This is a genomic window from Acidovorax sp. NB1 (genome assembly GCF_005405905.1).
In the GTDB taxonomy this organism is placed as follows: domain Bacteria; phylum Pseudomonadota; class Gammaproteobacteria; order Burkholderiales; family Burkholderiaceae_C; genus Acidovorax.
In genome coordinates this window covers 57,697-73,849 of sequence record NZ_BJHU01000049.1, presented here as the reverse complement: position 1 = coordinate 73,849, position 16,153 = coordinate 57,697, and the positions used below count along the sequence as shown (strand labels likewise).

The 16,153-nt window shown below is 69.4% G+C and carries 12 protein-coding genes; 8 read left to right on the top strand and 4 right to left on the bottom strand.

From position 1 onward, the window contains the following. A partial coding sequence (locus tag AvAM_RS22565) for a methyl-accepting chemotaxis protein (protein ID WP_137749160.1) occupies positions 1-1,322 on the bottom strand: 1,322 nt, incomplete at its 3' end. A 113-nt stretch (positions 1,323-1,435) separates the two neighbouring features. Between AvAM_RS22565 and AvAM_RS22560 the strand changes: the two genes are divergently transcribed. Next, positions 1,436-2,302 (top strand): 3',5'-nucleoside bisphosphate phosphatase, encoded by an 867-nt coding sequence (locus tag AvAM_RS22560; RefSeq protein ID WP_137749159.1) that lies wholly within the window; start codon positions 1,436-1,438, stop codon positions 2,300-2,302. A gap of 56 nt (positions 2,303-2,358) precedes the next feature. Next, positions 2,359-2,994, top strand: coding sequence for an L-threonylcarbamoyladenylate synthase (locus tag AvAM_RS22555; protein WP_094291956.1), 636 nt, complete (start codon positions 2,359-2,361; stop codon positions 2,992-2,994). Positions 2,995-3,037: 43 nt separating this feature from the next. On the opposite strand, the gene AvAM_RS22550 is transcribed toward AvAM_RS22555, so the two are convergent. After that, positions 3,038-4,195: a methyl-accepting chemotaxis protein gene (locus AvAM_RS22550; protein WP_137749158.1), complete on the bottom strand. Its 1,158-nt coding sequence runs from the start codon at positions 4,193-4,195 to the stop codon at positions 3,038-3,040. 177 nt (positions 4,196-4,372) lie between these two features. Between AvAM_RS22550 and AvAM_RS22545 the strand changes: the two genes are divergently transcribed. Together AvAM_RS22545 and AvAM_RS22540 are read left to right on the top strand one after the other, a co-directional pair. Beyond that, a complete protein-coding gene (locus tag AvAM_RS22545) occupies positions 4,373-5,041 on the top strand; it encodes a site-2 protease family protein (protein ID WP_137749157.1) in 669 nt (222 codons plus the stop codon). A gap of 40 nt (positions 5,042-5,081) precedes the next feature. Then, positions 5,082-6,383 carry a tryptophan--tRNA ligase gene (locus AvAM_RS22540; RefSeq protein ID WP_137749156.1) on the top strand — a complete coding sequence of 434 codons (1,302 nt, stop codon included), beginning with the start codon at positions 5,082-5,084 and terminating at the stop codon, positions 6,381-6,383. 90 nt (positions 6,384-6,473) lie between these two features. Here AvAM_RS22540 and AvAM_RS22535 read toward each other — a convergent pair whose 3' ends face one another. After that, positions 6,474-9,884, bottom strand: coding sequence for a tetratricopeptide repeat protein (locus tag AvAM_RS22535; protein WP_171012375.1), 3,411 nt, complete (start codon positions 9,882-9,884; stop codon positions 6,474-6,476). Positions 9,885-9,911: 27 nt separating this feature from the next. Beyond that, entirely contained in the window at positions 9,912-11,894 is a 1,983-nt protein-coding gene (locus AvAM_RS22530) for an adenylate/guanylate cyclase domain-containing protein (RefSeq protein WP_137749154.1), read from the bottom strand. 190 nt (positions 11,895-12,084) lie between these two features. Between AvAM_RS22530 and AvAM_RS22525 the strand changes: the two genes are divergently transcribed. The 4 genes from AvAM_RS22525 (at position 12,085) to AvAM_RS22510 (ending at position 16,069) form a co-directional block, all read left to right on the top strand. Continuing rightward, positions 12,085-12,345 carry a hypothetical protein gene (locus AvAM_RS22525; RefSeq protein WP_137749153.1) on the top strand — a complete coding sequence of 87 codons (261 nt, stop codon included), beginning with the start codon at positions 12,085-12,087 and terminating at the stop codon, positions 12,343-12,345. Further along, positions 12,345-13,415, top strand: a complete 1,071-nt coding sequence (locus AvAM_RS22520) for a formylglycine-generating enzyme family protein (protein WP_137749152.1) — start codon at positions 12,345-12,347, stop codon at positions 13,413-13,415. The genes AvAM_RS22525 and AvAM_RS22520 overlap by 1 nt, the downstream gene beginning before the upstream one ends. 133 nt (positions 13,416-13,548) lie before the next feature. Further along, complete coding sequence (locus AvAM_RS22515) at positions 13,549-14,247, top strand: response regulator transcription factor (protein ID WP_137749151.1); 699 nt, start codon at positions 13,549-13,551, stop codon at positions 14,245-14,247. A 76-nt stretch (positions 14,248-14,323) separates the two neighbouring features. Next, a complete protein-coding gene (locus AvAM_RS22510) occupies positions 14,324-16,069 on the top strand; it encodes a FecR domain-containing protein (RefSeq protein ID WP_249368321.1) in 1,746 nt (581 codons plus the stop codon). Positions 16,070-16,153: the final 84 nt, after the last annotated feature.

Below are 16,153 nucleotides of genomic sequence, written 5' to 3'. Positions count from 1 at the left end.
ATTTCTTCCATGCTTTGACCGGCCTGGGCCACCTGGGCCGAGCCCGATTCCACGTTCTGCACGCTGGCGCTGATCAGGGTCTTGATTTCTTTGGCTGCTTCTGCGCTGCGCTGGGCCAGGTTGCGCACTTCGCTGGCCACCACGGCAAAGCCCCGGCCTTGTTCACCGGCGCGGGCGGCTTCCACGGCTGCATTGAGCGCCAGGATGTTGGTCTGGAACGCGATGCCGTCGATGGTGCCGATGATGTCGCTGATCTTTTTGCTGCTGTCGGTGATCTGCTGCATGCTGGTCACCACCTGGCCCACCACTTCGCCGCCCCGCGCCGCTGCCTGGGCTGCGGTGCCTGCAAGCTGGTTGGCCTGGCGGGCCGTGTCGGCCGACTGGCTCACGGTGGCTGTGAGCTGTTCCATGCTGGCGGCGGTTTCTTCCAGGTTCGACGCGGTCTGCTCGGTGCGCGCCGACAGGTCGTGGTTGCCGTTGGCGATCTCCACCGAAGCCGACGATACCGAGTCCACTCCGTGGCGCACCTCGCTCACCACTGTGCGCAGCCGTGTGGCCATGCCCGACAAGGCCCGCGTGAGCACGCCCAGCTCGTCCTTTCGGTCGTCATGGATGTTTTGCGTGAGATCACCGCCCGAAATGGCTTCGGCCAGCGCCACGGCCCGGTCCAGCGGGCGGGTGATGGAGCGCACCAGCAAGGCCGCCAGCAGCATGCCCAGCGCCACCACGGCAACGGCAGCGGCCGACCCGATCAGCACCAGGCTGCCACGCGTGGCACTGGCGGCCTGCACCGCTGACTCACGTTGGCGCTCCTGCACAGCCACAAATTTATCGATCGACTCCAGGTAGGCCAAGACTTTGGGGCGGTATACGTCGGCCAGGTAGGCCTGCTTGGCGGCGGCATCGCCTGCGTCGGTCAGCTCCTTGAGTTTGTCAGCCTGGCCCCGCACATCGGCCCGCGTGGCCGCCACGGCGGCCAGCGCAGCCTTGTCGTCGGCGGACACCGCCGCCTTGTTGATCTTTTCCTGCACCGGGGTAATGCGCGCCGTGAGGGCGGCCACCCGGGTGTCAAAGTCGGCCTTGAGCGCCTGGTCGGTGGTCACAAAGCTGGCCATCGACATGGTGACGGCTACCTCGGCCAGCCCGCGCCAGCTCACGGCGTTCGTGATGGCGGCCTCGTACTTGCTCACCGAATCTTCGGTGGCGGCAGTGACCTGCCGCCCGTACCACTGGGTCCCGATGGCGGTCACCAGCATCAGGGCCAGCAAACCGAGGATCACGCTCCACATCTTGTGGGCCACGCGCAGGTCATTGAATTTCATGCTTGCTCCTCAGAACACGCCATCCATCGCCGCGCTGCCGCCAGCACCGGCCCCACTGCAGTGTTGCTGGGTTCGGCCAGCCGCGTTATCAGTACAAGCCCTAAAATGACTTGGTGACCCCCATACTCAACGCCGACCTGCACTGCCACTCCGTCGTCTCCGACGGAACCCTGACACCCGAAGACCTGGCCGCGCGGGCCCAGGCCAATGGGGTCGAGTTGTGGGCGTTGACGGACCATGACGAAATCGGCGGCCAGCACCGCGCAGCCGCCGCCGCCCGCGCCCAGGGCATGGCCTACCTCACGGGCACCGAAATCTCGGTCACCTTTGCCAACACCACCGTGCATATCGTGGGCCTGGGCTTCGACCCCGACGATGCCCAGCTGGCCCGGGGCCTGGCCGCCACACGCGGCGGGCGCAGTGAGCGTGCGCAGGAGATGGCCGAGCAACTGGCCCGGGCAGGCATCCCGGGCGCGTATGAAGGCGCGCTGCGTTTTGTGGGCAACCCCGACCTGATCTCGCGCACCCACTTTGCCCGGTTTCTGGTCGAAACCGGTGTGTGCAAGGACACTTCCGAAGTCTTCCGCAGGTACCTCATCGAAGGCAAACCCGGCTATGTGCCCCACCGCTGGGCCAGCCTGGGCGATGCCGTGCGCTGGATCACCGGGGCCGGCGGCATGGCCGTGATTGCCCACCCGGCGCGCTACAAGTTCACAGCCAACGAGGAGTACGCACTGTTCTCCGAGTTCAAGCAGCATGGCGGGCGCGGCGTGGAGGTGGTGACCGGCAGCCACAGCGCCGCCGAATACGTGACCTACGCCGCCATGGCCCAGGAGTTTGGCCTGGCCGCTTCGCGCGGCAGCGACTTCCACAGCCCCGACGAATCCCACACCGACCTGGGCACACTGCCCCTGCTGCCGGGCCAGCTCACGCCCGTGTGGGAGCTGCTGGCGGACCGCATCCAGCACCCAGCCGCCTGACCCCGGCGCCCCAGAGCAGCCCGCAAAAACGTCCCAATAGCGCCCCCATAACGCCCATGGCCCAGTATTTCGAAGTCCACCCCGACAACCCCCAGCCGCGCCTGCTCAAGCAAGGGGCGATGCTGCTGCAAAAGGGCGGCATCCTGGCCGTGCCCACCGACTCCAGCTATGCGCTGGTCTGCCACCTGGATGACAAGGACGCGGTGGACCGCCTGCGCCGCATACGCCAGGTGGACGAGAAACATCACCTCACCCTGCTCTGCCGCGACCTGTCGGAGCTGGCCAACTATGCGCGGGTGGACAACCGGCAGTACCGCCTGCTCAAGCTGGGCACCCCCGGCCCTTACACCTTCATCCTCGAAGCCACCAAGGAAGTGCCGCGCCGCGTGAGCCACCCCTCGCGCAAGACCATTGGCCTGCGCGTGCCCGACCGCAAGGGCCTGCAGCTGCTGCTGGAGCTGCACGGCGCGCCGCTGCTGGCCACCACGCTGATCCCGGCGGGCGAGACGGAGCCGCTGAACGATCCGCAGGAGATCCGCGAGCGCTACGAAAAGCTGCTGGACGCCATCGTGGACGCAGGTGCCTGCCCGCTGGAGCCCACCACGGTGGTGGACCTAACCCCCATGGGCGCCGGTGGCGACCCCGAGGTGGTGCGCGAAGGGCGTGGCAGTCTGCAGGCGCTGGGGTTGTAGCCCAGGATGCGCGCCCAGGCAGTCCCGGCGCGCATGTTGGGGATCAGAGCTTGAACGCGCCTACGGCCTGCTCCAGATCACGCGCCTGAGCAGTCAATGAAGAGGCGGTAGCCACGGCGCTTTGCACCAGCGCTGCCGTGTCCTGGGTGGTGCCGTCCATGTGCGACACGGCCTGGTTCACATGGCTGATGGCCTCGCTCTGCTCGCGCAGGGCGATGGAGATCTCGCCCAGCAAGGCGCTCACCTGGCCCACGGCGCCAACGATCTCTTCCATGGTCTTGCCGGCCTGGCCCACCTGGCCTGCGCCGCTTTCCACCTGCTCGACCGACGCGCTGATCAGCGCCTTGATTTCACGCGCTGCCACGGCGCTGCGCTGGGCGAGGTTGCGCACCTCGCTGGCCACCACGGCAAAACCACGGCCCTGCTCACCGGCGCGGGCAGCTTCCACCGCCGCGTTCAGCGCCAGGATGTTGGTCTGGAAGGCGATGCCTTCGATGACCTGGATGATGTCCACGATCTTGCGTGAGCTGCCGCTGATGGCCTGCATGGTCTGCACCACCTCGCCCACCACGGTGCCGCCCTGCTCGGCAATGGCCGAGGCCTTGACGGCCAGGCCGCTGGCCGAATGGGCGCGCTCGGCGTTCTGGCGCACCGTGGCTGTGAGCTGCTCCATGCTGGCGGCCGTCTGGGTGAGGGACGACACCTGGTCTTCGGCACGGCGCGAGAGGTCGGTGTTTCCATGGTCGATGTCGGTGGCCGAGGCACTGATCGCGTCGGCATCCTGCTTGATGCGAGAAACCAAGTCGGTCAGCGTGTCTTCCATGGTGCCCAGCGCACCCAGCAAGCGGCCAAAATCGCCCTGCAGCTCGGAGCTGAACTCCTGGCTCAGGTCGCCCGAAGCCACGGTTTCGGCAATCAGGATGGCCTGGTTCAGCGGCGCCACGATGCCCGCCCGCAGGCTGAACACCGCCAGCAGCGCCAGCACGAACACCAGCAGGCTGCACCCGATGGCCCAGACGCGCACGCTGCCCAGATGGGCCTGCGCCGCCTGTACTTGCTGCGCCCCCACCGCGCCGCCCTGCAGGGCCTGCTCAGCCCCGCCAACGCCTGCCAGCACCATGGCCAGCAGCAGCAGCACCAACAGGCCAATGCCACCAAACGCCAGCGTCAGGCGCGTTCCGATCTTCAGATGGTTGAACATGCGCGTCGTCTCTCCAGAACTGTTGTAGTGATTTTTGAGGGTGTGCCACCGGCAGGCGCCCGCAACCACCAATGATCGCCCAGCCGGGCCTGCTTGCGATGTACGTACAACCCACAATCACCCAACCCGCCGCCTGCGGGACCGCCGGGCGGCAGGCGGTCTGAGACAATCCCCCGGGTGGACACCTCCAATCTCATCCAAACCGTTCTGATCTACGCCCTGCCGGTGCTGTTTGCCATCACCGTGCACGAGGCGGCCCATGGCTACGCGGCGCGCCACTTTGGCGACAACACCGCGTACATGATGGGGCGCATCACGCTCAACCCCATCAAGCACATCGACCCGGTGGGCACCATCCTGATGCCGCTGCTGCTGTATTTCGCCACCTCGGGGGCGTTCCTGTTCGGCTACGCCAAGCCGGTGCCGGTCAACTTCGGCAACCTGCGCAAGCCCAAGCAGCACATGGTCTGGGTGGCGCTGGCGGGGCCCGCGTCCAACTTCATCCAGGCCATTGGCTGGGCCGTGCTGCTGGTGGCGCTGGTGGGCTCTGGCGTGGAAGAGCGCTTCTTCATTGAGATGGCCCGCGCGGGTGTGATGGTCAACCTGGTGATGTGGGCCTTCAACCTGTTTCCGCTGCCCCCGCTGGATGGCGGGCGCATCCTGGTGGGCCTGCTGCCCTGGAAGCAGGCGCACATGGTCTCGCGCATCGAGCCCTGGGGCTTTTTCATCGTGATGGGCCTGGTGATTGCAGGCGTGGTGGGGGCCCTGTGGCTGCGCCCGCTGATGGCGCTGGGCTACAGCACCATCAACCTGCTGCTCACGCCACTCACGGCCCTGCTGCGCTGAACTTCCTTTTTTCTTCTTTTTTCCAGCTGATTTTGTTCCCATGAGCACCACGCGTTTTCTCACCGGCATCACCACCACGGGCACGCCCCACCTGGGCAACTTTGTCGGCTCGATCCGCCCCTCGGTGGCGGCCAGTCTGTCGCCCAACGTGCAGAGCTTCTACTTCCTGGCCGATTACCACGCGCTCATCAAGTGCGAGGACCCGGTGCGCATCCAGCGCTCCACGCTGGAGATCGCGGCCAGCTGGCTGGCGGCGGGCCTGGACCCCGAGAAGGTCACCTTCTACCGCCAGTCCGATATCCCCGAGATCCCCGAGCTGACCTGGCTGCTGACCTGCGTGACGGGCAAGGGCGTGCTCAACCGCGCGCACGCCTACAAGGCCAGCGTGGACAAGAACACGGCAGCAGGGCGCGAGCAGGACGATGGCGTGACGGCGGGCCTGTTCATGTACCCCGTGCTCATGGGCGCCGACATCCTGATGTTCAAGGCGCACAAGGTGCCTGTGGGCCGCGACCAGATCCAGCACATCGAGATGGCGCGCGACATGGCTGCCAGCTTCAACCACCTGTATGGCGAACACTTTGTGCTGCCCGAGGCCGCCATCGACGACCATGTGGCCACGCTGCCCGGCCTGGACGGACGCAAGATGAGCAAGAGCTACGACAACACCATCCCGCTGTTCAGCTCGCGCGAGCAGCTCAAGAAGCTCATCGGTTCCATCCTCACCGACTCGCGCGCGCCCGGCGAGGCCAAGGAGGTCGAGGGCTCGGCGCTGTTCCAGATCTACCAGGCCTTTGCCACGCCGGCCGAGACCGAAGCCCTGCGCAAGGCCTACGCCGACGGCATTGCCTGGGGCGATGCCAAGCAGGTGCTGTTCGAGCGCGTGGACCAGGTGATTGCGCCCATGCGCGCCAAGTACGAAGACCTGATGAACAACCCCGCCCGCATCGAAACCACCTTGCTGGCCGGTGCCGAGCGCGCCCGCGCGCTGGCCACGCCGTTCATCCGCGAGCTGCGTTCGGCCGTGGGCCTGCGCAGCCTGGCGCAGGCCAGCACGGCCGCCAAGCCAGCGAAGGCGGCCAAGGCCGCCCTGCCCACGTTCAAGCAGTACCGCGAGGCCGATGGCAAGTTCTACTTCAAGCTGGTGGACGCCGATGGCCGCCTGCTGCTGCAAAGCACGGGTTTCGACGCGCCCAAGGACGCAGGCCAGGCCATCGCCCGTCTGCAGCGCGAAGGGCTGGCCGCACTGGCTGGGCAGCTGGCGCCTGTGGATGGTGTGGCAGAGGCCGATGTGGCTGCTGCACTGGCTGCGCTGGCCGCACATGCAGAGGCTGCAGCCTGAGCATTCGACACACGCGAATGCCATTTATTTGATAGCTTAAAACGCTATACAGTTGCGCGGAGAAGGCCTAAAAAGCCCTTGAAACTGCGCTCAATCCATGCGGTAACGCAGGCTGGTCCACAGCGTGGGGCGCACCGTGCCGTGCAGCGGTGCCTGCAGCGTGCCCGTCCACGCCCAGCGGCGGTCCGCCGATTCGCGGAACAGCACAAGGTTGAAGCTCCAGCCCGCGCCCTGGGGCTGGGTGTTGGCCTCGTCAGCAAACCGCGAACCCCGGTAGACCAGCGAGGCCAGCGTCAGGTCGCGCGCCCCGTGCCGCCAGACATTGGCCAGCACCCCCGTGTGCTGCGGCACACCCGGCAGCAGGTTGCCCGCGTGTTGCACGCCGGTGTTTCGCGACTGGGCCCAGGTGTAGCTGCCGAGCACGCTCCAGTGCGGGGTGAGCACCCGGTTCAGCGCGGCGCCCGCCTGGTGCAGGCGGCCCTGGCTGAAATAAGGCGTGCCGTTGTAGGCATCGATCACCACCTGGCCGGATGCACCCACGGGGGCCAGCACGCCCGCCCGGTCTGACACCGAACTGCCCAGGTTGGGTACGAGCAATCGGCCATCGGCAAAAACCGGGTTGGCGATGGACTGGCTGCTGAGCACCGCCCAGGCAAAGGTGCGCGCGTCGATCTCCCAATCGAGCTGCACCGCACGTTTGCGCGCCAGGCTGCCCAGGCGCTGGTACTGGTGATCGATGGCGATGGCGCCCACGGCCACGGGCGCCAGGGTGTGAGTCGCAGGCGCGTGCATGCTTTCGATGTAGGCCGCGTGCAGCGCCCGACCCGGCCCGATGCGATAGGACAACCCCGCCCGGGGCCGGAGGCGCCGGGTGTGGCCGCCCTCGGTGATGTCGGGCGCAAAGAAATCTTCGTTGGTGATCTGGCTGAAATAACGGCTCACGTAGCGGGCGCGCAGGCGCGGCCAGGCGGCCCCCACCTCCCACGCCCAGGCGCCATGCTGCCATTCGGAGATGATCCAGGGCATGTCAAAACGTGCGGTGGTGGTGCCGTCCGACGCCTCCCAGGGCACGCCCGGGTCGTACAGCCCCGAGCGTGCCTGGGCGCGAGAGTTTTCCCACCCGGCACTGAGCCGCTGCCCCGGCAGCTGAACCACATGCCGCAGCATCACGCCATCCATACCCTCCTGCACCCGCGAGTTCTGCGGGCCCCAGGCGTCGAAGTCGAGCACGCGGGTGTTGGTGCTGCGCACGTGGTGCACCTTGAGCCAGGTCTGCGCGTCGGCCGACCAGCGCCAGGCACCGCCGGCATCGGTGCGCGCGGCGTGGGTGCGCGCCACGCCGTCAAAACGCGCAGGCCCCAGGTCCAGCCCGCCTGGGTAGCCCACGCGGTCCCAGCCCTGGTCGTGCACCACAAACACGCCCAGCTGGTCGGTGGGCCGCGCGCCCCAGCCCAGCGTGGCCATGGGCGCCGTCAGCCAGTATGAGCCCGACCCGCCCCGGGGCCACATGCGCAGCCCGGTGGCGCGGGCCAGCCAGGCCATGGGCACCGCGCTGGCATCCAGCCCGCGCAAGGTCACCGCACCCACCAAGGCCGAATGCACGGGGTTGCGCTCCGCACTCGCAGACCACACCGTTTCACGGCCCTCGGTGGGCAGCACGGGCACCTGGCGCTCGCCCACGCCCAGCGCCAGCGGGTCGGCCAGGTAACCCTGGTACAGCTCGGAGTTGCGGCTGTAGTCGCTCTCGTACCGGTTGGCCATGAAGAAATGGCTGCCCGCCCAGAGCGGGTAGTACGACTGCTGCGCATAGGCGCGCGCCCAGTGCTCCAGCCCGAAGTCGCCCAGCGCCTTGCCCAGGTTGGCCGAGCCCTGGCTGTCGGACACCAGGGGGTTGAGCGACTTGAGATAGGGCAGCCGCAGCAGCGCCTGGCGGGCGGCGGCCATCGCGGCCTCGGGCTGGCCGCTGTCGTTGCGCAGGATGGCTTCGATCTGCCAGGGCAGCGGGTCGTTGGGGTCGGCCAGGCGGGCACGGTCCAGCGAGTCGAAGGCGGCCGCCGGCTCGCCCAGCCGGTATTCGGCCACGGCCAGCCACACCTGGGCGCGTGCGTAGCGGGGCTCGATCACCAGCGCCTTGAGCAGCTGGGTGCGCGCGCCCTCGGCATCGCCCTGCTGCAGCGCCAGCAGACCCGCACCGGCCAGGCTGGTGTAGTCGTCGCCCGCCAGCGCCAGCGCGGCGTCCAACCCGGTGCGTGCCTCGGCCAGCCGCAGCGCCTCGGTGTCGGCCGTGGCCAGCTCGGCCCGGTAGGTGGGGTGGTCGGGCGCCAGCGCCACGGCGCGCGCCAGGGTGGCGCGGGCGGCGGGCAGGTCGCCCCGCTCCTGCAGCGCCCGGCCCAGGCCCCACAGCGCGGCGGCCTGCTGTGCCGTGCTGGTGGGCGTAGCGTCGGCCGCCTGGCGGTACAGGGCCAGGGCGGCATCGCCCCGGCCCTCCAGGCGGTGCCAGTCGGCATCGGCCAGCAGCAGCTCGGGTGCCGTGGGTGCGGCGGCGCGGGTGGTGTCCAGCCAGGCACGGGCTTCGGCCGTGCGGTCCAGCGCCATCAGCAGCTCGGCGCGGCGCGCGGCGATGCGGGGGTCTGGCGTGCGCGGCCAGGCGGCGGCCAGGCGGGCCTGGGCGGCGTCCATCTGGCCGTCCCGCAGGTCGAGGTCGGCCAGCACCAGGGCCACCACCGCGCTGGTGTCGCCCCCTGCCACCATCTGCTGCAGCCGGGCCTGCGCGGCGCTCCATTGGCCCGCCTGCAGCGCTGCGCGCACGTCGGCCAGCGCGGGCGCGATGTCGGGGCGCTGGAATTCGGCCCAGCGCGTCGTATCGGTAGGGTAGGCCGCCACCCACTGCACACGCTCGCGGGGGTTGACCAGCACCCGTTTCACAGGCGCCCGCCCCGGCTCCACAAAGCCCTGCTCGGCCGGGCCCAGCTGCACGCTGCCCTGGGCGTTGGACAGCTCCACCAGCCCCGAGAGCACGGTGAGCGTGGTGCGCCCGGCCGCGTCCACCTCCACATCCCAGTCGGTGCCGCGTACCACGGCCAGGGCGGCGGGGGTTTGCAGCTGGAGGGTGGCCGGGGTCTTCTTGGTACGGGCCCACAGGCGCCCGGCGGCCAGCTCCAGCAGCGTGCGCTGGGGCTGCGATTCGCACAGCCGCACCTGGGCGTTGGCCGACATGCGGATCTGCGTGCGGTCGGCCAGCAACAGGGCGGCAGACGACAGCGCCAGCGTGCGCATGTCGGCCCCGGCCCCCAGCTGCTGCGCCAGCGCGGCGGGCGACCAGGGCTCCGCCCCGGGCGCGCGGGTCTGGCCCTGGCCCGCCAGCGCCACGATCTGTGCGGCAGACGCACCGGAATCCAACGGGGCGCCCGCGCACTGCGCCCAGGCGCTGGTGCTGCCTGCCGCGCCAAGCGCCAGGCCCAAAGGGGTCCACCAGAAGAGGAAGCGGCGATGGGATGGCATGGGGTGGCCTTTCATCGGGGGTCGGGTCTATTTGTCGAGGGCACGGGCGCCAAAGGACGGCGGCTCGGCCGGGGCCTGCGCTGCAGTGCGGGCCAGGGCCAACACCCGGGCCTGGAGCTGATCGGCGTGCAGCGCCCACTGCGGCGCATGGTGCTGTGCGCGGGTCTGCCATTCGGCGCAGCAGGCCAGGGCTGCCGCCCAATCGGCCGCTTGCAGGTGGTGGTGCAGCGCCTGGCTGGCGGCCACCAGCGTGGCGTCGTCGCAGGGGGTGTACACGTCCAGCCCCGCGCTGCGCCCAGCCAGCACCACGGTATCGAGCCAAAGCAGGTGCGCGTGCTCAGGGGCCCCGGCGGGCAGGGCCGCGCGCGTGGCGCCCGAGAGCAGGATGCCGGTGCCAAAGGCCTTGTTGGCCCCTTCGAGCCGCGCGGCGGTATTCACCGCATCGCCCACGGCGGTGTAGGTAAAACGCTCGTGCGAGCCCAGATGCCCCACCGCCGCCTCGCCCGTGTGCAGGCCGATGCGCAGCTGCACCTGTGCAAACGGTGTGCCCGCCCATTGCGCGCGCAGGGCCACCATCTCGGCCTGCATGGCCTGGGCACAGGCCAGCGCACGCGCTGCATGGGCGGGCTCGGGCAAGGGCGCATTCCAGAAGGCCATGACGGCGTCACCAATGAACTTGTCGAGCGTGCCGCCATGCTGGTGCACGGTATGGGTCATGCGCGAGAAATAAGCATTGAGGGCCTGGGCTACGGCCTCGGGTGGCAGGCGTTCGCTGGCGGCCGTGAAACCGGCCAGGTCGGAAAAGAGCAAGGTCAGCACCCGGCGCTCGCCCTGCAGGGCCGGGGCCGCGCCTTCGGCCACCAGCGCATCGACCACGGCAGGCGGCACATAGCGGGCAAAGTCTGCGCGCAGCTGCTCGCGGCGGCGGTGTTCGCGCCAGTAGCTGTCGGCCGCGCCCACGTTGAAATGCAGCGCCAGGCCCGCCAGCGTGGGCAATGCGCTCCACCACAGGCCCGCCACCAGCGCCCACCATCCGGCCGCCACGGCCAGCAGCGCCAGCACCGCGCTGAGCCACGCGGCGCGCGCGCCCCGCCAGCGGCGCGTGAGCGCTGCCACCGCGCCCACAGCCAGCGCGGCCTGCAAGAACGGCCCCAAGGGGTGCGCGGGCCGGATCCAGTCGCCCGCCAGCCCGTTGATCAGCGCCGTGGCATGCACCAACACGCCAGACTGGGTGCCCATACCCAGCACCTGCAAGGGGGTGGCGAACTGGTCCACGCCATCCACCGGCGTGTTCTGCCCCAGCAGCAGCACCCTGCCTTGCAGAGCGCCCGGCGCCAGCATGCGCGCGGGCTCCAGCGCCTGGGTGTAGTGGGCATAAGGCAGGGGCAGCTCGGGCGCGTAGTAGCGCAGCAGCGCGCCCTCGGGCGGCGGGGAAAACACACGCCCTGCGGCCTGGGCCAGCACGCGCCACAGCGCCGTGTCGTGCACCGGGGCGCGGCGCAGCACGCCATCAGTGTCTGGCTCCACGGCCACACTGCCCTGGCGGGCGGTGGGGAAGACGGAGGGGACCGTTTGCCGGTATTGCGCCACCTGCGAGCTGGGCACCACCACCTCGGCCGTGGCCAGCACCACGGGCAAACGCCCCTGCAGCGCCGTCGCGAGCGCCGCGTCGTCCTCGGGCGACTGGGGTGCGGCAAACAGCATGTCGATGCCCAGCGCGGCGGCGCCTGCGGCCGATAGGGCGTCTACCAGTTGCGCATGCAGGCGGCGCGGCAGGGGCGGGCTGAGGTTCAGCGCCGCCAAGCTGGGTTCGTCGAGCCCCACCACCAGCACCCCCACGTCGGGCCGCACCGGGGCCGTGAGGCTGGCCAGCAGGTCGTACTCCAGCCGCTGCAGTGGCGCCCAGACCGGCAGCGCCTGCAGCAAGGCGAGCAAACCCAGCGCCCACAGCAGCCGCAGCGCCCAGGCGCGCCAGGCGTCTTGTGTGACCGGTGCTTGCGTGCCTGCCATCCCGCCCCCCTTTTTTGACTGGCGCCCACCACGATGCAGCCCTGCTCGCCCACTGTAGTGCGTCCCCTGCCCCGTGCACAGCGGGGATACGCGGAAAACACCAGGGTCCGCGTTGGGTCAGGCGCCGGGCACTGGCACCGCCGCCAAAGGGGCCCTTAAACTGGGTGCTTGGACTGATCTGGAGAACCCCATGAAACTGCTGTTTGCCTCGGTCTCTGCACTGGCCGTGCTGGCTGGCTGCAACGCCACCCAGCCCCACCACCCCTCGGGGCCCATGGCCTCGGGACGTGACCGCACCTTCAGCGTGCCGGTGTACGGGCCGGACACCTCCCAGGCCTATGCAGCCGCCAACCGCGAATGCCAGCGCCTGGCGTTGCACGCCAAGCTGCTGCGCAACGATGGATCGCGCCTGGTTTTTGAGTGTGTGAGCGAACTGCCCGACAAACCCTGATGCCCCCTGCCTGCCTTGCACCAACGCGCCCCACGGGCATCGGCGGGGCCCTGCTGGCCCTGGCCGCGCTGCTGGCGGGGTGCCAGCACGCGCCTCGCCAGGAGCCCCCGGCAACTCCCACCTGGATCAACAGCCTGGGCATGGTGTTTGTGCAGGTGCCTGCGGGCCGTTTCTGGATGGGGGGGCTGCCGCCCGTGGAGATGCTGGCCCAGACCTACCCGCAGCTGGAGAACAAGCGCTTCACCGACCTGATCGACGAAGCGCCGGTCCATGAAGTGCATATCCGCAGCGCGTTCTACCTGGGCCAGCATGAGGTCACGGTGGGGCAGTTCCAGCGGTTTGTCGAAGCCTCGGGCTACCAGCCTGAGTCCGAGGCCGATGGCACGGGCGGCTATGGCTACAACCCCCAGTATGACCCGGCCACCACCCAGCGCGGCGACGCGTTCGAGGGGCGATCCCCCCGTTACTCGTGGCGCAATCCCGGGTTTGCGCAGGGCCCCGACCACCCCGTCGTCAACATCACCTGGAACGACGCCCAGGCCCTGGCCCGCTGGCTGAGCCGCACAGAGGGACACGCCTACCGCCTGCCCACCGAGGCAGAGTGGGAATACGCCTGCCGCGCTGGCACCCGCACCCTCTACCCCCATGGAGACAACCCTGAGGGCCTGGTGCGGGTGGCCAACACCTTCGACCAGGAAGCATCCCCGCTGTGGCCCCGCTGGCGCCAGCATGCGCTGGCGGGCAGCGACGGCCATGCCTTCACGGCCCCCGTGGGCAGCTATGCCCCCAATGGATTTGGCCTGCACGACATGCTGGGCAACGCATGGGAATGGGTGGCGGACTGGCACGACGACCATTACTACGCCAATTCGCCACCGGACAGCCCGCAAGGCCCGGCAGACGGTGGCGTGCGCGTGCGCCGTGGTGGCTCATGGCACACCTGGTCGTTCTATGCGCGCTGCGGCTTTCGCAACTGGAACACGCCGCAGACCCGCTATCCGCTGGTCGGTATGCGGCTGGTGCGCGAGATCGCACCACCGGCGGCCTTCCAGGCAGCGCCACAGCGGTAGGCCTGTTCATTCGTCTGCCCCGAACCACAGAGGGTTAACAAATGTCAAATCACCCGCTCACCCGCTGCAAGCCGCTAGGCCTGCAGCGGGATATCGCGAATAATTCCCGGCTTCCATTTCGACGGGGGAAACCATGCGCATAGCCGCTCTGGACGACGATGCGCTTCAGCTGGATCTGATCAAGCAGGCCACGGAGGCGATGGGCCATGTCTGCCACACCCATTTAACCGGTGCCGACTTGCTGCGCACGCTGCGCCGCGAGACCTTTGACCTGCTGATCGTGGACTGGCACCTGCCCGACACCACGGGGCCCGAGGTGGTGCGCTGGGTGCGCAAGAACGTGGCCGCGCAGTTGCCCATCCTGTTCGTGACCAACCGGCAGGAAGAACGCGACATCGTCGAAGGCCTGGCCAGCGGTGCCGATGACTTCATGGTCAAGCCTGTGCGCATCGGCGAACTCAATGCCCGTGTGGCCGCGCTGCTGCGCCGCGCCTACCCCGACAACGCAGCCAGCGTGCTGGAATTTGGCCGCTACCGCTTTCTGCCCGAGACCCGTGCCATCGAAATGGACGGCGTGCCCGTGGAACTCAAGAACCGCGAATACGACCTCGCGCTGTTCCTTTTCCAGAACATGGGCCGACTGCTGTCGCGCGACCACCTCAAGGAAATCGTCTGGGGCCAGGTGGCCGATGTCATGTCGCGCTCGCTGGACACCCACATCTCGCGCCTGCGGACCCTGCTGGACCTGCGCCCGGCCAATGGCTTCATCGTCTCGGCGGTGTATGGCGTAGGCTACCGTTTTGAAGCCGTCGAAGCCCAGCGCAAGGGCTGACCCAGGCATGAAAGAACCCCACAGGCCCCGCCACAAGCGGCCTCGCCTGTTCCGGGCCGCATGAAGGAGACATGACTTGACCCCCACCATCCCGCACATCCGCTGGACGCCCTGCGCCGCCGCTGCACTAGCTTTGGCCGCACTCGCAGGCCTTGCATCCCGGGGAGCACAGGCCAGCCCGCCCGCCCCTCTGGGGGATGAGGTGGCCCACATCGTCAAGGAGGGGGACACCCTGGAAGGCCTGGCCCGGGACTACCTGGCCGCGCCCCGGCAGTGGCAGCAGCTGCAGGCCCGCAACAAGGTGGCCGATCCCCGGCGGCTGCAGCCCGGCTCGGTGATCTGGATCCCTGTGCGACTGCAGCCCAGCGAATCGGCCACGGTGCAGTTCGTGCAGGGTGCCGTCACGGCGCAGGCACGGGCTGGTGATGCTCCGGCCCCTGTCAGCCCCGGTGGCAAGCTGGAGGAAGGCACGGCGCTGCAGGTTGGCCCCGAGTCCTTTGTGGCCGTCAAGCTGGCCGATGGCACCGTGGTCCGGGTGCAGGCGCAGTCTGAGCTGCAGCTGCGGCAGTTGCGCCGCCGTGGCCGCGCGGGCAGCGTGCAGTCGGTGCTGGAGATGCACAAGGGTGGCGTGGAATCGACCGTGCCCCCCAGCACCGAGCCCCTGCGCCGGTTCGAAATCCGCACCCCGCTGGCCGTGACCAGTGTGCGCGGCACCCACTTCAGCGTGACCATGGCGGACTCGGGCCAGACCACGGCCTCGGTACTCAATGGCTCGGTGGCCGTGCAGTCCCGGCGCGACACCGACAGCCACCCCGCCGCATCCCTGACCGCGCCCACCGCCCTGCTCGCACCCGGCCAGGGCCTGGCCGTGGCCACCGATGGCACCGTGGGCGCTGCCCGCCCCCTGCTGCCCCCGCCCGACACCTCGGGCATGCCCGCCATGCTGGGCGATGCCAGCCTGCTGGCCATCGACCTGCCCACTGCCCCGGGCGCCACACGCTACCTGGCCCAGGTGGCACAGGACGAAGCACTCACCCAGGTGCTGCGCCATGGCAGTTTTGCGGACGGACATTTGCGGTGGAAGGCGCTGGAGGATGGCCGTTACTACCTGGCCGTGCGGGCCGTGGACGAGGCCGGGATTGCAGGCCAGCCCGCCGTGCAGCCCTTCACCATCAAGACCCGGCCCGTGGCACCGCTGCACCAGTCCCCCGCCCCCGGCGCCGTGGTGCCCAGCGGCTCGGCCGAACTGCGCTGCACCGAGGTGCCCGGTGTGCGCTGGTACCGTGTGCAGGTGGCCGCCGATGCGAAGTTCACCGCCCCCCTGCGCGACGAACAGCGTCTGGACGAATGCCGCCTGCCCCTTGGCGCCCTGCCCGTGGGCAACTACTTCTGGCGCATGGCCAGCATTCAGCAGTTGCCGGGCGGCCAGGCCGACCAGGGCCCGTTTGCGCCTCCGCAGCCCTTCACCGTCGCCGAGCGCCCGGCCACGCTGTCGCTGCAGGCCCTGCAAGCCGACGACGGCGAACCCACGGTGCGCCTGCACTGGCCTGCCCAACCGGGCCAGCGCTTCCGGCTGCAGCTGGCCGCCGCCTCCGATGCGGCTTTTGCGCAACCCGCCCAGGACACCGTGCTGGACACCCCCACCTGGACCGGCAGCAACCTGTCCGCTGGCGAGTACCTGGTGCGCATCCAGATACTGGACCCCAGCGGCCTGGAAAGCGAGTTCTCGCCCCCCCGCAAGATCCGCGTGGGCACGGGCATCCGCACCGGCGCCGGGCTGCCGGTGTCCACCTCCAGCGGAGCGCCGGTGGGGCGCCCTTGAGCGCGCCCACCCTCCGCTCCGGGCCCTGCTCACCGGTGGACATGGAGGGCTTAGACCCCTTCGTAGCGCCCCGCCCAGGTACTG

What these genes read in the sequence shown, in the direction of transcription:
- AvAM_RS22555 (WP_094291956.1), top strand. Translation starts at nt 2,359, where the DNA reads ATGGCCCAGTATTTCGAAGTCCACCCCGACAACCCCCAGCCGCGCCTG.
- AvAM_RS22550 (WP_137749158.1), bottom strand. Translation starts at nt 4,195, where the DNA reads ATGTTCAACCATCTGAAGATCGGAACGCGCCTGACGCTGGCGTTTGGT.
- AvAM_RS22540 (WP_137749156.1), top strand. Translation starts at nt 5,082, where the DNA reads ATGAGCACCACGCGTTTTCTCACCGGCATCACCACCACGGGCACGCCC.
- AvAM_RS22535 (WP_171012375.1), bottom strand. Translation starts at nt 9,884, where the DNA reads ATGCCATCCCATCGCCGCTTCCTCTTCTGGTGGACCCCTTTGGGCCTG.
- AvAM_RS22530 (WP_137749154.1), bottom strand. Translation starts at nt 11,894, where the DNA reads ATGGCAGGCACGCAAGCACCGGTCACACAAGACGCCTGGCGCGCCTGG.
- AvAM_RS22525 (WP_137749153.1), top strand. Translation starts at nt 12,085, where the DNA reads ATGAAACTGCTGTTTGCCTCGGTCTCTGCACTGGCCGTGCTGGCTGGC.
- AvAM_RS22520 (WP_137749152.1), top strand. Translation starts at nt 12,345, where the DNA reads ATGCCCCCTGCCTGCCTTGCACCAACGCGCCCCACGGGCATCGGCGGG.
- AvAM_RS22515 (WP_137749151.1), top strand. Translation starts at nt 13,549, where the DNA reads ATGCGCATAGCCGCTCTGGACGACGATGCGCTTCAGCTGGATCTGATC.